Here is an 18063-nt window from a genome sequence, read left to right as displayed (position 1 = left end):
TCGGTTGTAAGTTTTCAGGTTCGGACCGGCTCAGTTGCGCGCCGGTCCCGACCGGAGGTCGTCGAGGTCCGAGAGGAACGCCCGGAGCGACTCGCGGGAGACGTGCGGCATGCAGACGATGCGGAGCTCGCCGCTCGCGGTCCGCGAGATGCGCCAGCCGAGGTCGCGGAGCGACTCGAACTGCCCGTCGGGGACGCTCGCGGCGACCAGCGGGAGTTCGGGCTCGACGGCGTCGTAGCCGCGGGCGCGGAGTTCGTCGTAGAGCCAGTCGGCGTTGGCCTGCTGGCGCTCGTAGACGTCGCGGTAGCCGTCGGGCCAGAGTTCGCGCATCGCGGCGGCCGCGGAGGCGACGCCCGCGCCGCTTCGCGTTCCGGTGAGGCTCGCCTGCGACGCGGATTCGAGGTACGGCGTGTCGACCGCCAGCGAGTCGACGACCGACTTGTCGCGGAACAGCAGGCCGCCGGCGGGGACGACCGCCTGCCCGTACTTGTGGGGGTCGATGGTCATCGAGTCGACCGGGGCGTGGGCGAACGACCACTCGTGGTCGGTGAAGGGGAGGACGAAGCCGCCCCACGCGGCGTCGACGTGCATCAGCGCGCCGGCGTCGTGGGCGACCGCAGTCAACTCGGGAATCGGGTCGACGCGGCCGAACTCGGTCGTGCCGGCGACGCCGGCGACGAGGACGGTGCGCTCGTCGACGGCCTCGCGGACGGCCGCGACGTTCGCGCGGTAGTCGTCGTCCACGGGCACGATTCGGAGTTCCACGTCGAGCACGTCGGCGGCCTTCTGGAAGCTGAAGTGGATGCTCTCGGGGGCGACGACGTTCGGGTCGTCGTCGCGGGCGTGGTTTCGCGCGGCGCGAATGGCCTGGATGTTGGCCTCGGTCCCGCCGCTCGTCACGTAGCCGTGGGGGGCCGAGAGGCCGGTGATATCGCCGAGGTACGAGAGTGCGTCTTCTTCGAGGGCGGCGACGGCCTGATAGGTCGCCGGGTCGCCGGGGTTTGTGGCAAAGAACCGCTCTGCGGCCTTCCGGGCGGCCGGGTGCGGTCGGGTGCACATCGAAGAGAGGACGCGGTCGAACTCCTGCGGTGCCGCGCGCTGCATGCATCCCATTATAACCACACCCAGTATATCGGTTCCGCTCCGTTGCGCCGCGTCGCCCAGCCGACAGCCGCCGCTACGCGGACGTGAAACGGCGGAAACGCGGGGGGTCGGCGGGCTCTCGTCGGGCCTCAGCGGACCGAGTCGAGGAGGAGCCGCTGTTCGACGCGCTTGACCTCGTGTTGCACGTCGCGGACGGCGTCGATGTTGGCCGAGATGGAGCTGACGCCCTTGTCGACGAGGAACTGGACCATCTTGGGCTTCGAGCCGGCCTGCCCGCAGATGCTCGTCTTCACGCCCACCTCGCGGCACGTCTCGATGGTGTCGCCGATGAGCTTGAGCACCGCCGGGTGCAGCTCGTCGTAGATGTCGGCGACGTGCTCGTTGTTGCGGTCCACCGCGAGGGTGTACTGCGTCAGGTCGTTCGTGCCGAACGAGGCGAAGTCGATGCCGGCGTCGGCGAGCTCCTCGATGCAGAGCGCCGCCGCGGGCGTCTCTATCATGACGCCCCACTCGCGCTTTTCGGGGTCGATGCCGGCCTCGCGCATGTGCTCTTTCGCCCGGAGCACGTCCTCGGCGTCGTTGACGAGCGGGAACATGACTTCGAGGTTGTCGTAGCCCATGTCGAACAGGCGGCGGAACGCCTGCAGTTCGAGCCGGAAGACGCTCGGGTTGTCGAGGCCGCGGCGGATGCCGCGGTAGCCGAGCATCGGGTTGTGCTCGCGCGGCTCGTTCTCGCCGCCCTCCAGCTGTCGGAACTCGTCGGTCGGCGCGTCGAGGGTGCGGACGCGCACCGGCCGCGGGTAGAACTCCTCTGCGACCTCGCGGACGCCCGAGACGATTTCGTCGACGTAGGCGCGCTCGCCGTTCTGCTCGATGAACCGCTCGGGCGTCTTGCCGAGCGTCAGGACCATGTGCTCGATGCGGAGCAGGCCGACGCCGTCCGCGCCCGTGGCGGCGGCGCGCTCGCCGGCCTCGGGGATGGAGACGTTGACCTTGACCTCGGTCGCGGTCATCGGCTTGACGGGCGTCTTGGGGCGGGCCTCCTCGACGGGCTGGCGCTGTTTCTCCTCGGGTTCCTCGCCCTCGCGGATGGTCCCCTTGTCGCCGTCGATGGTGATGATCTCGCCGTCTTCGAGCGTCTTCGTCCCGTCGCCGGTGCCGACGACCGCGGGCACGCCGAGTTCGCGCGAGACGATGGCCGCGTGGGAGGTCATGCCGCCCTCGTCGGTGACGATGCCGGCGGCGCGCTTCATCGCGGGGACCATGTCCGGCATGGTCATCTCGGTGACGATGATGTCGCCCTCGGCCACCTGGTCGAGGTGGTCGAGCTTGGTGACGATGCGGGCGCGGCCGGAGGCGATGCCGGGGCTCGCACCGAGGCCGCGGATGAGCACGTCGTCGCCGGTCGCGGTCGCCCGCGAACTCCCGCCGCTGTCGCTTTCGCCTTCCTCGCCGTCGTCGCCCTCGGCGATGGTCGTAATCGGGCGCGACTGGAGCATGTACACCTCGCCGTCGTAGACGGCCCACTCCACGTCCTGCGGCGTCTCGTAGTGGTCTTCGACCAGTTCGCCGAGTTCGAGGAGGCGGGACACCTCGTCGTCGGTGAGGACGCGCTCGTGGCGTCGGTCGTTCGGCACGTCGCGCATGACGGTCTCGCCGCTTTCCTCGTCGCGGACGCACATCGTCTTCTTGTCCGCGATGGTCGCGGTCTCGACCTCGCCGGTCTCGCGGCTGACGACGTAGTTGTCGGGCGAGACGGTGCCGGAGACGACGGCTTCGCCCAGACCCCACGCCGCCTCGATGATAATCTCCTTCTTGCCGGTCGAGGGGTGGCGGGTGAACATCACGCCGGACTTCTCGGCGTCGACCATCTGCTGGACGACCACCGCGATGTCGACCTTGTCGTGGGGGAAGCCCTTGCGGTTGCGGTAGTAGATGGCGCGCTCGGAGAACAGCGAGGCCCAACACTCCTTGACGCGGTCGAGGAGGTCCTCCTCGGTGACGTTGAGGAACGTCTCCTGTTGGCCCGCGAAGGAGGCGTCAGGCAGGTCCTCGGCCGTCGCGGACGACCGGACGGCGACGAAGGCGTCGCCCTCGCCGACGCTCCGGTAGGCGTCGAGAATCTCCTCCCGCACGTCGTCCGGCATCGGCGTCTCCATGATGAGGTCGTGCGCCGTCTCGTGGGCCGCCTGCAGCGCCGCGGAGTCCTCGTGGTCGACCTCGACCGCGGCGAACAGCTCGTCGTCGATGCCCGCGTCCTCGATGAACGCGCGGTACGTGCTCGCCGTCACGACGAATCCCGGCGGGACGGGAAGCCCCGCACCGGTTAGTTCGCCCAGCGACGCGCCTTTCCCGCCGACCAGGTCGAGGTCGTCGGCCCGTACGTCGTCCAGCCAGACTACAGCCATGTGATGTTCGTATGGTCCCGCACCCCGATAAAGAAGTTTGCGAACGAAACAAGTATGAATGAAAACTCACTCGAAGGCGAGTATGAAATTGCGGCGTCAGCGGGGAGACGGCCGCTCTCAGCCCTCTCGGCGTTTCCGGCCGTGTTCCTCGCACAGGACGTCGCCGGCGTCGGGGTCGAGGTAGAACGGCGACCCGGCTTCGACCGGCCTCCCGCAGACCGCACAGCCGTCGTCGTGCCGCAGGAAGTACTTCCCCTCCGCGCGGCCCGTCTCCAGCCGTCCGGCGGCGACGGCCGGTCGCGTCAGTCCCTCCCCGATTTGGGTGCGCTCCGCGCTGTCGGCCTCCTCGAAGCGAATCGGTCGCATACCGGCGCTTGGTGCTCCCGCGGCAAATCGCTACGGGCAGCGAGGGGTTCATAATCGCTCGCCACGTGACTTCTAGCGTGCTTCCGGAGTGGGTCTTTCTGCTCCCGCCGTGGCTCGTCGTCGGCCTCGCGGCGGGTGCGGTCGCCTCCGTCGTCGTCGCCGGCGTCTTCGTCGTCGGCAGTCGCGTGTTTCCGGAGCGGCGGGTCTCCCGCGGCCCCCGCGTCGACGGGACGGGTCGCCGCCGCGTCGAAATCCGCGACTACCTCACCGCCATCGGCGAGCGGTTCGTCGAGGACCGCCCGGTCCGCGGCGAGACCGTGGCGTTCTTCCTCCCCGACCGCGGCGTCGCCATCACGTTCGACGCGCAGGCGTTCTTCCGCCTCGAACGCGCCGGCGTCTACGCCGTCCTCTGCGAACACGAGATGCCCGGCGGCCAACTCGGCCGCCGCCTCCCCTTCGACGTGCCGGACATCGAACCCGAACTGGCCGACCTCGACGACCCCGTGTCGGCCGCCTTCGACCGCCTCGACCTCCCCGCGAACGCCTCCTCTGAGGCCGTTCAGGACGCCTACCGAGCGCGGGTGAAAGACGTGCACCCCGACCACGGCGGGGACCGAGAGCGGTTCCGCGAGCTACGGGAGGCGTACACGATGGCGCGGGAACACGCCGAGGGCTGAGTGGCGAGTTCGACTTGAAAAATCGAGACCGGCGCGGAGCTACGGCTCCGTCACTTCGAACAGCACGCCCGCGTCGCGGAGCGCGTCGGTCACGCGCCCGGCGGCGTCCGTGCTGGCGACGACCGCGGCGACGAGGTGGCGGTCCGCGCACGCCGCGGCGAGCGCGTCCGAATCGACCGCGTCGTCCTCGGCGACCCGTGCGGGCGGCACCTGCAGGACGCGGACCGAGCCGGGTTCCATCTCGATGACGCCCTCGAAGCCGGTGACGCTGGCCGCGTCGCCCGCCTCGGCGTCGGTGGTGGCGACGCCGATGGCCGGCCCGTCGTCGCCGGGCGTGGCGTGGAGCAGCCCCTCGCGGAGCGATAGCGTCACGGTGTCGCCGGCCGCCACGTCGTCGGTGACGATTGCGGCGTCCTCGTTGACGCTCTCCAGCACGTCGTCGGTGACGTGTTCGGCGAACCGCTGGAGGGCGCGCGCCTCCTGAAACAGCCAGTCGACGCCCTCTTTCGTCACGCGGTAGCGCGACCGGCCCTGCTTGTCGACGAGCCCGTCTTCGACGAGGTCGCGGATGTACTCGGAGACCGCCTGACTCGTCACCCCGACCGCCTCGGCAATCTCGCCCTGACTCACCGCCGGCTGTCGGTCGGCTATCTCGGCGAGGATGCGAAAGCGGGTCGCGGTGCGCTTGTCCTCCAGTGCGCCGCTCATGTGCCGAACGTGGGACGCACCGATTAAAAAGGCCCCTGCTCCACCACGGAGTTCGACCGCCCTCTCGGGAGCCTTCGGTGCGACGCGCGCCTTCGGTGGAGACTTGTCTTCGACGCCCCTCCCCTCGGTCGTGACACGCGTCTCCGTCCGCGAGCGCGCCGTCTTCCTCCCCGACGCCGACGCGCTCGTCCTCGCGGACCTGCACGTCGGCCGAGCGGACGCCTCGGCGGTCGACTTCCCGCTCGGCGAGGGGACCGACCTCGCCGAGCGCCTGCGAGCCTCCTGCGCCGAGTTCGCCCCCCGCGAGGTCGTCTTCGCCGGCGACGTGCTCCACCGGTTCGACCGCGTCTCCGAGCGCCACGTCGCGGCCCTCGAAACCCTCGCGGAGACGTGCGACGACGCCGGTGCCGACCCGGTGTTCGTCGCCGGCAACCACGACACGATGCTCGCCGAGGTCTGGTCGGGCGACGTGCACGACGAGTACCGCCTCGCCGACGGGACGCTCGTCTGCCACGGCCACCGTGAACCGGACGGCGACGCCGACCGCTACGTCGTCGGCCACGACCACCCGACGCTCGCCGTCGAGGGTCGGCGGCGGCCCTGCGTCCTCTACGGTCCCGACGCCTACCGCGGCGGCGACGTGCTGATGCTCCCGGCGTTCACCCGCCTCGCCGCGGGCGTCGAAATCAACGGGATGCGGACGACCGACTTCGACTCGCCGCTGGTCACCGACGCGGGTCGTTTCCGACCGCTCGTCCGCGACGCTGAGGCGGGCGAGACCCTCACGTTCCCGCCGCTGGGGAAGCTTCGACGGTTGCTCTGAGGAGCCGAGGCGGGCGGCGAGTGGAAAAACGTCGGCGAAGCGCGCAGTTACGAGAGGTCGTCGCGGACGGCGTCGGCCGCCTCTTTCCCGCTCCGCATCGCGCCCTGAATCGACGACCACGCGGTGTAGTCGCCGGCGAGGTACGTCCGGCCGGGCGCGTCGCGGGCGTCGGGCAGGGACTCGTGGACGCCCGGCGGTTGCGCGAACTGCGCGAAGGAGATGTAGTCGGTGTGGAGCAGTTCGAGGTCGTCGAAGTAGCGCTCTGGGTACCACGCTTCGAGCGTCCGGCGGGTCTTCTCGAACAGTTCCTCTTCGGACTCGTCCTGTGCGGCCGCGCCGAGGAACGTGGCGTTCAGGAGTTCCGTCCCCGGCGGGGCGTACTCCGGCGCGACGGTCGACAGCGGGACGACCGTGTTGGGGTCGGGGCTCGGCGCGTTGAGCATGATGCGCTTGCCCGCGTCGAGGCCGCTCCCGCTCGGGAGCGTGTAGTACTGGGTGACACAGCCGTGGGCCTCGGTCGGGATGGACCCGACGCCCGTCAGCCGGCGCGCCTCCTTGGGGTCGGTGGCGACGACGACCGCGTCGGCTTCGAGCGATTCGTCGCCGGTGGTGACGACCGCGCCGTCGCCGTCGGACTGGACCGACTCGACGCGCTCGCCGAGGCGGAGGGTCGCGCCCTCGTCGCGGGCGGCGTCGGCGAGTTGCTCGGGGACCGCCCGCATGCCCGCCGCGGGGACCGCGGTGCTCCCCGTCGAGAGCATCTTGAAGGTGTACTCGAACACCCGCTTCGACGACGAGAGCGAGCGGTCGAGCGTGATGCCGCCGTAGAAGGGCGCGACGAAGTGCTCGATGTAGTCCTCCGAAAAGCCCCAGTCGCGGAGGTACGACCGGATGCTCCGGTCCGCCGAGGCGAAGATGTCCGCCTCGCCGCGGGTGCTCACGTCCTGTCTGAGCGCCAGCGTCCGGAGCTTGTCGCTCGTCGTCACCTCGGGGTTGCGGACAGACTCGAACAGGCCGCCGATGTCGCGGAGGGGGTCCGACAGCACCGCCCGTCGGCTCGGCCGGCAGATGGTCGCGCCGGGCGTGAACCGCCGGAGGTCCAGCGCGTCGAGGTCGAGTTCCCGCCGGACGGCGGGGTAGTCGGTGAAGAGGACCTGAAACCCGCGGTCGAGCGTGAAGCCGTCTTTCGTCCGGGTTCGGACCCGCCCGCCGACGCCGTCGCGCCGCTCCACGACGGTCACGTCGGCCCCGTCGGCGGCGAGGTGTCGCGCGGCGACGAGGCCCGCGAGGCCCGCGCCGACGACCGCGATGTGGCTATCGTCCATACCTCGTCTCTCGGACGGGCGACACAAAGCCGCTACGGGTGGCGGCCATCGACCGACGGGAAGGGCTTAGTCCCTCCCCCCGTAACCCCCGGCCATGCAGACGTCCGACAGCTTCTCCGGGCTGGTGTGCACCGAGACCGGCGACGAGTACGACGCGGACGCGACCGGCGCGAGCGACGCCGACGCGCCGCTCGACCCCGCCTACGACCTCGACGCGGTCGAGTGGGACGCCGAGACGCTCGCCGAGCGCCCCTTCGACACGATGTGGCGCTACCGCGAACTGCTCCCCTTCGCGGAGCCGGTGACGGCCAATGAGGGCGCGACGCCGCTCGTCTCGGCCGACGCGCTCGGCGAGGAGGCGGAAGTCGGGTCGCTTCTCATCAAAGACGAGGGTCGCAACCCGACCGGGACGTTCCTCGACCGCGGCTTCTCGCTCGCCGTCACCGCGGCGCGCGAGGCCGACGCCGAGGTCGTCGCGCACGCCTCGCCCGGCAACGGCGCGCAGTCGGCGGCCTCCTACGCGGGCCTCGTGGACGCCCGCTCCTACGGCTTCGTCCCCTCGCGGACGCCGTTCCCGAACAAGGCCATGGTGAACGTCCACGGCGGCCAGATGAAGGTCGTCGGCGGGCGCTACCCCGACGCGCTCTCGGCGCTCCACGAACAGCTCAAAAGCGACTGGTACACGCTCCAGGAGTTCGACACCCCCTACCGCCACGACGGCGCGAAGACCGTCGCCTACGAGGTGGCGGAGCGACTCGACTGGTCGGTCCCCGACTGGGTCGTCGTCCCCGTCTCGACCGGCGAACTCGCCTACGGCGTCTACAAGGGCTTTTCCGACCTCGTCGAACTCGGATTAGTCGAGTCGGTTCCCAAGCTCGTCGCGGCGCAGTCGGTCGGCTGTTCGCCGGTCGCCACCGCGTGGGAGGCCGACAGCGACGCCCACGAGGCGTGGAACCAGCCGGACACCATCGTCGGCGAACTGGAGATTCCCGACCCCGCCGGCGGGTCGCTCGCGCTCCGCGCCGTCCGCGAGTCCGGCGGCGCGGCCGTCGCCGTCAGCGACGACGACGCGCTCGAATCCGCCGTCACCGCCGCCCAGACCGCCGGCGTCGAGGTCGGCCCCGCGGGCGGCGTCGCGCTCGCCGGCGCGTGGGAACTCGCCGACGAGTTCGACGAGGACGACACGGTCGTCGTCGTCAACACCGAGTCCGGGACGAAGAACGCCGACATCCTCCGCAGCCACCTGATGGGACAGGGCGTCTGAGCCCGCGTCGGCCGACTGGTTCCCCGTTCGAACGTCCACGTTACCTCCATCAGACTTTTCCTTTAGACGCATCTAATCCGTGGTATGTTGAGCGACGTGATGGAGGACTATCTGAAGGCAATCTACACGCTCCAGATGGAGCAGGGACCGCCGGTTTCGACCTCCGACATCGCGGAGTATCTCGGAAAGACGCCGCCGACCGTGACGAGCATGGTCGGCAAGCTCGAAGAGCGCGGGCTGGTCGACCGCGAGAAGTACAAGGGCGTCGAGCTGACCACCGAGGGCGAGACCGTCGCGCTCGAAGTGCTCCGACACCACCGCCTCCTTGAGGCGTACCTCACGGAACACCTCGACTACTCGTGGAGCGAGGTCCACGACGAGGCCGACGCGCTCGAACACCACATCAGCGAGGAGTTCGAAAAGCGGGTCGCGGCCGCCCTCGGCGAGCCGGAGGTCGACCCCCACGGCGACCCCATCCCGAGCGCCGACCTCACGCCGCCGGACTCCTCGGAGCTGTCGGCGCTGTCGGACTGCGAGGTGGGCGACCGCCTCGTCGTCGCCCGCGTCAGCGACCGCGACCCCGCGGAGTTGGAGTATCTCTCCGAGGCGGGCGTCACGCCCGGCACGACCATCGAGGTGACCGACGTCGCCCCGTTCGGGATGGTGACCGTGCGCGTCGGCGACGGCGGCCGCGAGCAGAGCCTCCCGGAGTCGGTGGCCCGAACGATTCGCGTCCGACCGCCCGACGAGCCGAGTAACGAGGAGGTGTCGCCCGCGTGACCGGCTGGTGGGAGATTCTCGTCGTCGCCCTCGTCTCCCAACTCGCGGTCCTGCCGGGCGAGAAGGTCCAGTTCATCATCGCGGGCCTGTCGACCCGCTTCGACCCGAAGGTCGTCGTCGCGGCCGCGGGCTCGGCGTTCGCCATCTGGACGGCCCTCGAAATCGTGCTCGGGCAGGCGCTCAAGAGCGCGCTCCCGCCGGCCGCGCTCGACGCCATCACGGCCGTCCTGTTCGCCACGTTCGCGGTGTTGCTCTACCGATCTGCGCCCGACGCGGCCGCGGGGAGCGAGGCCGCGACCACCGACGGCGGCGTCTCCGCGTTCGACGACGCGCCGACCGTGCTCGGCCGCGAACTGTCGACGCAGGGCTTCGGCGGCTTCCTGCCCATCTTCGCCATGATGGCCGTGGGCGAGTTCGGCGACAAGACCCAGCTCGTCACCATCGGGCTGGCCGTGCAGTACGGCGCGACCTCGGCCATCTGGGCGGGCGAGATGCTCGCCATCATCCCGGTGAGCATCGCCAACGCGTACTTCTTCCACCGCTTTTCGGGCCGGTTCGACACGCGAAAAGCGTACCTCGGGGCGGCCGCCCTGTTCGCCTTCTTCGCCGCCGACACCCTCCTCTACATCGCCACCGACTTTTCGGTCTGGGAGACGCTCGTCGGCGCTGTCAGCGACGCGGTCCTCGGGCTGTTCTGACGCGGCCTCTGGGCGGTCTACTCCCCCACGCCGTCGCTTCCGCGCCATTTTTCACGGCATCGCGCCCAAGAGAGAGCCATGTCTACCCTTCTGCCGTCCCTGGGTGCCGGGTTGGTGTTCGGCCTGGCGCTCGCCGCGCCGCCCGGCCCGATGAACGCCGTCATCGCCGAGGAGAGCGTCATCCGCGGGTGGACCGCGGGCGCTCGCGCCGGCCTCGGCGCGATGAGCGCCGACGCGCTCTTCTTCGTCCTCGCGGCGCTCGGCCTCGTCGCGTTCGTCAAGCAGTTCCCGACGGTGCAGGCCGTCATGGTCGGCGCGGGCGGCGTCCTCATGCTCTACTTCGCCTACGGCGCGGCACAGGAGATGGACACCACGTTCCGCGAGGCCGCCGACCCCGACGAGGACAGCGCCGGCTTCACGAAGGCGTTCGTGCTCGCGCTGACGAACCCCTACCAGATTCTGTTCTGGCTCACCATCGGCGTCGGCCTGCTGGAGACCGGGACCGTCGACGTGCTCGCCCACACGCCGTATCTCGGGGCGTCGCTGGCGAACCTCCTCGTCGTGGAGACGGGAAGCCCGGCGCTCATCCTCGGCTTCTTCGGCGGCATCGCGGTCTGGGTGACCGGCTTCCCCGCGGCGCTCGTCGCGGCCGAACAGCGCGTCGACTCCTTCGCGCCGGCCGTCGCCGCCGTCAGCGCCGTCGTCCTCGGGGGCTTCGGCGTCGTCTTCATCTGGGACGCGGTGCGGTCGCTCGTGCTCTGACGCACGAAAAAATGAGTTTCTGAGTCGCTACATGTCGCCGACGATGTCGTCGGCAATCGTGTTCAGGTAGTTGCTGTGGTCGTCGCCGACCTGCCCCTCCACGTCGTGGTCGGTGTAGTTCGCCGGCGGCGTGTCGCCGTCTTCGAGTCCCGTCTCGCCGAGCGCCTGATCGAACTCGATGGCGTTGTACACCCACTGGAGCACGTCGTCGGCCTCGTTGTAGTAGTTGTGAACGCGGCCGGTCCGGTCGCGGATGGCCTCGTAGGTCGCGCGTCCCTCTTCCTCACCGGGGACCTCGTTGTCGGTCGCGGCCCCGAACGAGTGAACGGTGGCCACCTCGTAGCCCGGGTCGGTCCAGTCGCTTCGGCCGTCGAGGCTGCGGAGCGCGCTGAAGACCACCTGCGCGCCGAGCGAGTGGCTGGCGAACCGGAGGGTCGCGTCCGGGCAGGCCGCCTTGAGGTCGACGGCGAACTGCGCGAGCTTGCGGCCGTTCCCTTGGGCGATGTCCTGCGATTCGCCCCAGCCGAAGTCCAGGCCACCGCCCTTGCCGTTGTCCCACGTGTAGCCGACGAGCGTCCCGCCGTAGCCGGCGTCGGCGAGTTCGGCGTCGGCCAACGCTATCTTGTCGAGGGCGGCCGCCTCGGGGTCGTCGCCGTCCTTGTCCCAGCCGTGGACGAACACGGTCAGGTCTGCGGCGCACCCGGCGTCGACACCGGGCACGTCGCCGGAGGTGTCGTAGCCGCGGGCGGCGTGGCCGGACGCGAGCGAGCCGTCGTCGTCGAAGTGGTCGCGCGTCGAGACGTGGGGGACCGACGCGGCGGCCGCGGGGCCGCTTCCGACGACCGCGAGTCCGGAGAGCGCTGCTGCTGTCGTCGCGAGAAACTGCCGTCTGTGTGCCATGGATTTCCTACCCGAACGCCTTCGGGCACCTTTTGTGCGGGCCGGAATGTGATAAATCAAACTACGGTTCGATACGTTGAGATACTGTCTCACTGGGTTCCGAAACCGCCGCACAGCATCCCCGTCGTGGCGGGCGAGACGGTTCAGTTTCGTCCGCCGAGACGAGAAACACTATGAACCGCCGTGGCCGATTTCCGGGTATGTTCGATAAATCGACGTGGATTAAGCTCCCGAGGAACGTGCTTCAGGGCCACGGCGTGCTTGACGACCTCTCGGCCGCGGTCGACGAGCTGTACCTCTCTGGCGACCCGTTTCTCGTCACGAGTCCGTCGCCCGACCGAATCGCCGGCGACCGGGTCCGCGAGCAGTTCGACGGTATCTCCTCGGTCTCCCTCGACCGCGCGAGCTTCGAGTCGGTCGAGCGCGTCGTCGACGCGGCCCGCGAGGCCGACGCGGGCTACCTCATCGCCCTCGGCGGCGGCAAGCCCATCGACGTGGCGAAGATGGCCTCCGACCGCCTCGACTGCGGCTTCATCTCGGTCCCGACGGCGGCGAGCCACGACGGCATCGTCTCCGGGCGGTCGTCGATACCCGAGGGCGACACCCGCCACTCGGTCGCCGCGGACCCGCCGCTCGCGGTCGTCGCCGACACGGAACTGCTCGCGGAGGCCCCGTGGGAGCTCACGACCGCCGGCTGCGCCGACATCATCTCGAACTACACCGCGGTCAAAGACTGGGAGCTCGCCCACCGCCTGAAGAACGTCGAGTACTCCGAGTACGCGGGCGCGCTCTCGCAGATGACCGCCGAGATGCTCGTCGGCAGCGCCGACTCCATCAAACCGGGGCTCGAAGAGTCCGCCTGGATAGTGACGAAGGCGCTCGTCTCCTCGGGGGTCGCCATGTCAATCGCCGGCTCCTCGCGGCCCGCCTCGGGCGCGGAGCATCTCTTTTCGCACCAGCTCGACCGAATCGCCCCCGGCCGCGCCCTCCACGGCCACCAGGTCGGCGTCGGCTCCATCATGACCGAGTACTTCCACAGCGGCGCGCGCGGCGAGTGGACCGACATCCGCGACGCCCTGTCGACGATGGGCGCGCCGACGACCGCCGACGAACTCGGCATCGACGGCGAGACGATTATCGAGGCGCTCACGACCGCCCACGAGATACGCGACCGCTACACCATTCTCGGCAACGGCGTCAGCGAGGAGGCGGCCATCGAGGCCGCGACCATCACGGGCGTCATCTGACTCGGTCGGTCGCTCCGCGAGCGGGGGGTCCGCCCCTCGAAGCCCGTCCGGAACCCGAAGACGGAATACGCCGTCTTCCCAACCCCCGGCCATGGCAACTGCGAGCGCAGACAACCCCCTGAAGGAACACCCCGCGGCCGCGACCGCCGTCCTCTCGGTCGTCGGGTACGCCCTCGTCATCGGGACGTTCCTCGGCGTCGTCCCCGGGAGGGTCTTTCCCGACCTGTCGCTCCCACAGGTGAACCTCCTCTCGGACGCCATCGCCGTCGTGAACACGGTGAACGTCCTCGTCATCGCGGCGGGCTGGCGCTGGATTCGCCGCAACGAGGTCCGCAAGCACGCGGCCGCGATGGTCACGTCGTTCGGCCTCATCCTCGTCTTCCTCGTGATGTACCTCGCGAAAATCGGCGGCGGCGGCACCAAGGAGTTCGTCGGCCCCGCGTTCGCGTACTACCCGTACCTGGCGATGCTGGCGATTCACATCATCCTCTCTATCGTCTCGGTGCCGGTCGTCCTCTACGCGCTCATCCTCGGGATAACCCACTCCGAGCGCGAACTGCGGACCGAGACGCCCCACCGCAAAGTCGGCCGCATCGCGGCGAGCGCGTGGCTCGTGTCCCTCGCGCTCGGCGTCGTGACGTACCTGCTTCTCAACCACGTCTATAGCTGGGAGTACACGGTCACCGCCGTCGAGTCCGCGGGCGCGCTCCTCGCGCCCGTCGTCGGGGTCTGAGGCGCGTCGCAGCGTCTCGCTTCCCCCCCGCGGCGCTCCGGCTCCCGGTCGCGTCGCGTCCTCGAAAACTGTGGATTTTTATTGCGCGGCGTAGTGGCGGCGAATATGCGAGTCGCGCTCGTCTCGATGTACACGACGCACCACGAGGAGACGGGAGCGACCAGACGGCTCCGACGGACGGCCGAACTCCTCGCCGAGCGCGACCACGAGGTCACGGTGCTCTGTGCGAGGTGGTGGGACGGCGAGGTCGTCGAGTTCAAGCAGGACGGGGTGACCTATCACCGCGTGACCGACGCGCCCTCCGTCGGCGGCTTCGCCTCCCGCGTCCCCTTCGCCCTCCGCGAAGTCTCCCCCGACGTGATTCAGGTCGCGAGCTACCCGCCGTCGCACGTCACGGCGGTCAGGACCGCGGCGCGGTTCCTCCGGACGCCGGTCGTCGCCGACTGGTGGGCCCGCGACGACCGCGGCGGCTCGCGGGCCTACCGGCGGGCGGCGAAGGCCCCGAACGCCGTCTTGGTCCCCTCGGAGATGGTCCGCACGGAGGTCCGCGAACTCGGCGCGGCGGTCGACTCCACCCACCTCGTCCCCGAACCCATCAGCATGGACCTCGTCCGGAGCGCCGACGCCGAGGAGCGCGCGGACGTGGTGTACGCCCGCGACCTCGACGAGCACGCGAACGTCGAGAGCTTCCTCCTCGCGCTCGCGGAGCTCCGCGACAAGGACTGGTCCGCCGTCGTCATCGGCGACGGTCCCGAGCGCTCGACGGCCGAACAGACCGCCCGCGACCTCCGCATCGACGACCGCGTCGAGTTCCTCGGCGAACTCCCCGCGGACGAGGCGGTGCCCATCATGAAGGGCGCGCACGTCTTCGCGCAGACCGCGACGGTCGAGCCGTTCGCGACGAACCTGCTGTGGGCGCTCGCCTGCGGCTGTGTCTCCATCGTCGAGTATCAGGCCCGGTCGTCGGCCCACGAACTCGTCGAGGGGCGCGAGCGCGGGTCGCTCGTCACGAGCCCCCAAGAGCTGGCGGACGAAATCGTCGCCGCCCGCAGGTACGACCACGAGACGGTCGACGACGACTTCGCCGCCTACGACTTCCGGCGGGTCATCGAGCAGTACGTGTCGGTCTACGAGACCGAGCGCGACGACTACGGCTTCTTCTGAGTCGGCCATCGCGCCGGCGGCTGTCGCGGCGGCGACCGAACTCGGGCGAGCGCGGCCGCTCGCAACTGGTGAAAATCGAGAGGCGCGACGGCCGCGTCAGTCCTGGACGTCGTAGTCGCCGCCGTACTTCATGAAGAAGTACGCGAGGCCGAGCGTCGCGACCATCGCGAACGTCGTGGCCACGCCGAGGGACTTCGCGCTGTCGGGGACCTGCGGGAGGCTCGACCCGCCGCCGCCGCCGGTGCTGACGGTCGGCACGTCGCTGCCGACGGCGACCGCGCCGAGCATGCCGAGCGCCTCGTGGGGCACGCAGTGGTACTTCGTGATGCCCGCGTCGCCCTCTTCGAAGGTGTATTCGTAAGTGCTCCCGGCCTCGGAGACGGCCGCGCCGGAGTCGAGCGACGCGCCCTCGCTCGCGACGACGTTGTGGCCGCCGCCCTCGCCGGTCCACTCCCACGTCACGGTCGTTCCGGTGTCTATCCAGACGCCGGCGGGGGAGAACGCGAGGTTCCCGCCGTTACCTTCCGCGCCCACTTCGATGGTGACCTCGCTTTGGCCGCGGAGGTCTTCGTAGCCTCCGTCGATACCGTCGATGTGGCCGCCGAAATCTGGTTCTTCCGTCTGCGCCGCGGCCGTTCCGGAAGTGGCGGCGACCGCCGCGCCGCCAGCGGCCGCCCCGAGGAACGCCCGCCGAGACATATCCACGTTGCCGTCGGTCATGTCCGCCGCTTGGTGTGGGCCTGTAGTGAATACTTTGGTTCTCGTCCGACGGTCGGGGGTGCCGCGCCTCGATATAGGGGGATATCTCCCCGATGTCGGCCGCGCCGCCGTCGGCGTCGTTCGCGTCTGCGCCGGGAGGTCGCCGACAGGGACCGCCTACAGCGTGTAGTCGAACTCGCCCGTCTCGCTCTCCAAGAACGCCGTCAGGAGGTCGATGTAGGCGACCACGTCGTCCTCGTGGACGCTCTCGGTGACGGTGTGGAGATAGCGCGTCGGCATCGAAATCGCGCCGACGGGCTTCGCGCCGTAGGTGTTCTGGAAGCCGCCGGTGTCGGTGCCGCCCGCGGGGAGCAGTTCCATCTGGTAGGCGATGTCGTTGTCCTCGGCCACGCGCCGGAGGCGGCGGTGGACCTTCGGGTTGGCGATGGCGCTTGAGTCCTTGAGCTTGATGCCCGCGCCCTCGCCGAGTTTCGTGACGTGGTCGGCGGGGTCGAAGCCGGGCACGTCGTTGGCGACGGTGGTGTCGAGGCCGAGCGCGAGGTCGGGGTCGAGGTCGACGCCGAGCGCCTGCGCGCCGCGGAGGCCGACTTCCTCCTGGACCGTCGCGGCGAAGTGAATCGTCACCTCGGGGTTCTCGACCCGCCGGGCGGCCTCCAGCATGGCGAACAGGCAGACGCGGTCGTCGATGGCCTTGCCCGTCACGTGGTTGCCCATGCGGACGGTCGTCTGTTCCATCGTCACGAGGTCGCCGACGGAGACGGTCTCCTCGACGGTCTCGGCGGGCAGGCCGAGGTCGACGTACACGTCCTCGACTTTCGGCTCCTTCTTTTTCTGTTCTTCAGTCAGCGTGTGCGGGGGGACCGAGCCGATGACGCCGGTGAGGTCCTCGTCTTCGGCGTGGACGGTCACGCGCTGGGCCTTCAGGACGCGGGGGTCCCAGCCGCCGAGGGCGTCGAGCTGCAGGAAGCCCTCGTCGTTGACGTGGCGGACCATGAAGCCGATTTCGTCCATGTGGGCGGCGACGGCGACCTCGTAGTCTCCCTCGCCCTCGATGGTGCCGACGACGTTACCCATCGCGTCGACCCGGACGGAGTCGGTCGTCGATTCGAGGTCCTCGCGGACGAGCGCGCGGATTCGGTCCTCGTAGCCCGGGACGCCGCTGGTCTCGGTGAGCTGTTTCAGGCGGTCGAAGTCGAAGTCCATGCGAGTGCATGAATTGCCGGTGTAGATAAGTCCACCAGTCCCGGGCGGTCGTGCCGACACCGCGACCGCCCGCCGCGCCGTCTCGTAAGAACTATAAATATGATCTTTGTTTTTCCGGAACCCTTTTCCACTTCTCTCCGAAGGTACACAGTATGTCCGACACCGAATCTCAGCTCCGCGAGCAGTTCATGGACGCGTTCGAAAACGCCGATTTCCCCGTGAAGAACCAGATGTCGCTCGTCCCCGCGCTCCCGAACGGTCCGGGCACGAAGTTCAAGACGGACGAGGTGACCGTCACGGCGATGGAGCTGGCCGCGAAGCTCGGCAAGCATCAGGACTTCCCGTACGAGGACGCCGAGAGCCTCGTCGACGACATCATCGCCGGCCTCAAGGCCGAAGGCGTCATCTGAGTTCGGCCGTCGCGTGACCGAGACCAAACGCGCGCTCTGGGACCGCTTCGTCGACCGCTTCGTCGACGCCGCGGACCCGATTTCACTTTTCGAGACGACCGCCGACGGGACCGTCGAGACCATCGCGTACGGTCGCTCCGGCCGGCGGACGCTCCGCCGCGGCGAACGCATGGAGCGCCGGCTCCGCGAGGCCGGCGGCCGCGTCGTCGCCGACTACGACCGCCGCGAGGGTCGCTACGAGGGCCTCGTCTACATGATGTACACCCTCGACGGCGACGAGGTCGTCCCCCGGTACCTCGGCAAGTGCGGGAAGTTCGGCGCGTCCGGCACCGACCTCAACAGCAACCTGAAGAACGTCGACACCAACGACGGCAAGCTCGCGCGCTGGGGCTACGGGAACTACTACCACTTCGGCGATCTCTCGTCGGCCGCCTTCCGCGACGACGGGTCGGGGAAGTACGACCGCTGGCTGGACGCGCTGTTCGCTTCGACCGACCCGCCGCGGCTCCGCGAGCCGGTGTACTTCTGGGTCGAACCGTGGGCGGTCGGCACCGAGGGGCCGTACCCCGACACGCGGCCGTACCTCGAAGAACTGGAGTACCAGCTCATCGGCATCGCCTTCGAACTGTACCCCGAGCGCCTGCTCAACACCGAGGGCGTGCCGACGAACCCCGAGGCCTACGCGAAGATGCGCGGCTGGACCGACCGCGAGGACGCGCGGCTTTCGGACTTCTGACACCCAAACCGATTTCTCGTCGCCGGGGCAATTCG

At 69.6% G+C, this 18063-nt stretch carries 19 protein-coding genes; 11 read left to right on the top strand and 8 right to left on the bottom strand.

All coding sequences use genetic code 11. The annotated features are described in order from the left end of the window. Positions 1 to 30: 30 nt before the first annotated feature. From mfnA to BN996_RS10740, 3 genes are all read right to left on the bottom strand, one after another. On the bottom strand, positions 31 to 1104 hold the full coding sequence (mfnA, locus tag BN996_RS10750; RefSeq protein WP_089778915.1) for a tyrosine decarboxylase MfnA: 1074 nt from the start codon (positions 1102 to 1104) through the stop codon (positions 31 to 33). A gap of 128 nt (positions 1105 to 1232) precedes the next feature. Then, complete coding sequence (gene ppsA / locus BN996_RS10745; protein ID WP_089778913.1) at positions 1233 to 3512, bottom strand: phosphoenolpyruvate synthase; 2280 nt, start codon at positions 3510 to 3512, stop codon at positions 1233 to 1235. A gap of 117 nt (positions 3513 to 3629) precedes the next feature. Then, positions 3630 to 3878 carry a DUF8075 family protein gene (locus BN996_RS10740; protein WP_089778911.1) on the bottom strand — a complete coding sequence of 83 codons (249 nt, stop codon included), beginning with the start codon at positions 3876 to 3878 and terminating at the stop codon, positions 3630 to 3632. Positions 3879 to 3955: 77 nt separating this feature from the next. On the opposite strand from BN996_RS10740, the gene BN996_RS10735 reads away from it, so the two are divergent. After that, on the top strand, positions 3956 to 4555 hold the full coding sequence (locus tag BN996_RS10735) for a J domain-containing protein (RefSeq protein ID WP_089778908.1): 600 nt from the start codon (positions 3956 to 3958) through the stop codon (positions 4553 to 4555). A 39-nt stretch (positions 4556 to 4594) separates the two neighbouring features. Here BN996_RS10735 and BN996_RS10730 read toward each other — a convergent pair whose 3' ends face one another. Next, entirely contained in the window at positions 4595 to 5263 is a 669-nt protein-coding gene (locus BN996_RS10730) for a DUF7839 domain-containing protein (RefSeq protein WP_089778906.1), read from the bottom strand. A gap of 130 nt (positions 5264 to 5393) precedes the next feature. Between BN996_RS10730 and BN996_RS10725 the strand changes: the two genes are divergently transcribed. Further along, positions 5394 to 6086, top strand: coding sequence for a metallophosphoesterase (locus BN996_RS10725; RefSeq protein ID WP_089778904.1), 693 nt, complete (start codon positions 5394 to 5396; stop codon positions 6084 to 6086). A 47-nt stretch (positions 6087 to 6133) separates the two neighbouring features. Here the strand turns inward: BN996_RS10725 and BN996_RS10720 are convergent, their stop codons facing one another. Next, positions 6134 to 7411, bottom strand: a complete 1278-nt coding sequence (locus tag BN996_RS10720) for an NAD(P)/FAD-dependent oxidoreductase (protein ID WP_089778902.1) — start codon at positions 7409 to 7411, stop codon at positions 6134 to 6136. 94 nt (positions 7412 to 7505) lie between these two features. On the opposite strand from BN996_RS10720, the gene BN996_RS10715 reads away from it, so the two are divergent. From BN996_RS10715 to BN996_RS10700, 4 genes are all read left to right on the top strand, one after another. Continuing rightward, positions 7506 to 8675 (top strand): threonine synthase, encoded by a 1170-nt coding sequence (locus BN996_RS10715; RefSeq protein ID WP_089778900.1) that lies wholly within the window; start codon positions 7506 to 7508, stop codon positions 8673 to 8675. A gap of 84 nt (positions 8676 to 8759) precedes the next feature. After that, positions 8760 to 9455 carry a metal-dependent transcriptional regulator gene (locus BN996_RS10710; protein ID WP_089778898.1) on the top strand — a complete coding sequence of 232 codons (696 nt, stop codon included), beginning with the start codon at positions 8760 to 8762 and terminating at the stop codon, positions 9453 to 9455. Beyond that, positions 9452 to 10153, top strand: a complete 702-nt coding sequence (locus BN996_RS10705) for a TMEM165/GDT1 family protein (protein WP_089778896.1) — start codon at positions 9452 to 9454, stop codon at positions 10151 to 10153. Before BN996_RS10710 ends, BN996_RS10705 begins: the two co-directional genes overlap by 4 nt. Before the next feature lie 114 nt (positions 10154 to 10267). After that, positions 10268 to 10915, top strand: coding sequence for a LysE family translocator (locus BN996_RS10700; protein ID WP_089779918.1), 648 nt, complete (start codon positions 10268 to 10270; stop codon positions 10913 to 10915). A 27-nt stretch (positions 10916 to 10942) separates the two neighbouring features. On the opposite strand, the gene BN996_RS10695 is transcribed toward BN996_RS10700, so the two are convergent. Beyond that, complete coding sequence (locus BN996_RS10695) at positions 10943 to 11815, bottom strand: alpha/beta hydrolase (RefSeq protein WP_089778894.1); 873 nt, start codon at positions 11813 to 11815, stop codon at positions 10943 to 10945. Positions 11816 to 12015: 200 nt separating this feature from the next. Between BN996_RS10695 and BN996_RS10690 the strand changes: the two genes are divergently transcribed. The 3 genes from BN996_RS10690 (at position 12016) to BN996_RS10680 (ending at position 14959) form a co-directional block, all read left to right on the top strand. Continuing rightward, complete coding sequence (locus BN996_RS10690) at positions 12016 to 13062, top strand: NAD(P)-dependent glycerol-1-phosphate dehydrogenase (RefSeq protein ID WP_089778891.1); 1047 nt, start codon at positions 12016 to 12018, stop codon at positions 13060 to 13062. Between the two features lie 91 nt (positions 13063 to 13153). Continuing rightward, positions 13154 to 13795: a DUF420 domain-containing protein gene (locus BN996_RS10685; protein WP_089778889.1), complete on the top strand. Its 642-nt coding sequence runs from the start codon at positions 13154 to 13156 to the stop codon at positions 13793 to 13795. A 105-nt stretch (positions 13796 to 13900) separates the two neighbouring features. After that, positions 13901 to 14959, top strand: coding sequence for a glycosyltransferase family 4 protein (locus tag BN996_RS10680; RefSeq protein ID WP_089778887.1), 1059 nt, complete (start codon positions 13901 to 13903; stop codon positions 14957 to 14959). A 96-nt stretch (positions 14960 to 15055) separates the two neighbouring features. On the opposite strand, the gene BN996_RS10675 is transcribed toward BN996_RS10680, so the two are convergent. Both BN996_RS10675 and BN996_RS10670 read right to left on the bottom strand, forming a co-directional pair. Beyond that, the gene (locus BN996_RS10675; protein WP_089778884.1) at positions 15056 to 15679 is read right to left on the bottom strand and encodes a halocyanin domain-containing protein; all 624 of its coding nucleotides are present in this window, start codon (positions 15677 to 15679) and stop codon (positions 15056 to 15058) included. Between the two features lie 156 nt (positions 15680 to 15835). After that, positions 15836 to 16882: a M42 family metallopeptidase gene (locus tag BN996_RS10670; RefSeq protein WP_089778882.1), complete on the bottom strand. Its 1047-nt coding sequence runs from the start codon at positions 16880 to 16882 to the stop codon at positions 15836 to 15838. A 152-nt stretch (positions 16883 to 17034) separates the two neighbouring features. On the opposite strand from BN996_RS10670, the gene BN996_RS10665 reads away from it, so the two are divergent. Beyond that, positions 17035 to 17292, top strand: coding sequence for an MTH865 family protein (locus tag BN996_RS10665; protein ID WP_004971185.1), 258 nt, complete (start codon positions 17035 to 17037; stop codon positions 17290 to 17292). Positions 17293 to 17305: 13 nt separating this feature from the next. Continuing rightward, entirely contained in the window at positions 17306 to 18028 is a 723-nt protein-coding gene (locus BN996_RS10660) for a hypothetical protein (RefSeq protein WP_089778880.1), read from the top strand. Positions 18029 to 18063: the final 35 nt, after the last annotated feature.

Source organism: Haloferax massiliensis (assembly GCF_001368915.1).
In the GTDB taxonomy this organism is placed as follows: Archaea; Halobacteriota; Halobacteria; order Halobacteriales; family Haloferacaceae; genus Haloferax; species Haloferax massiliensis.
This window is presented reverse-complemented; position numbering and strand designations above follow the sequence as displayed.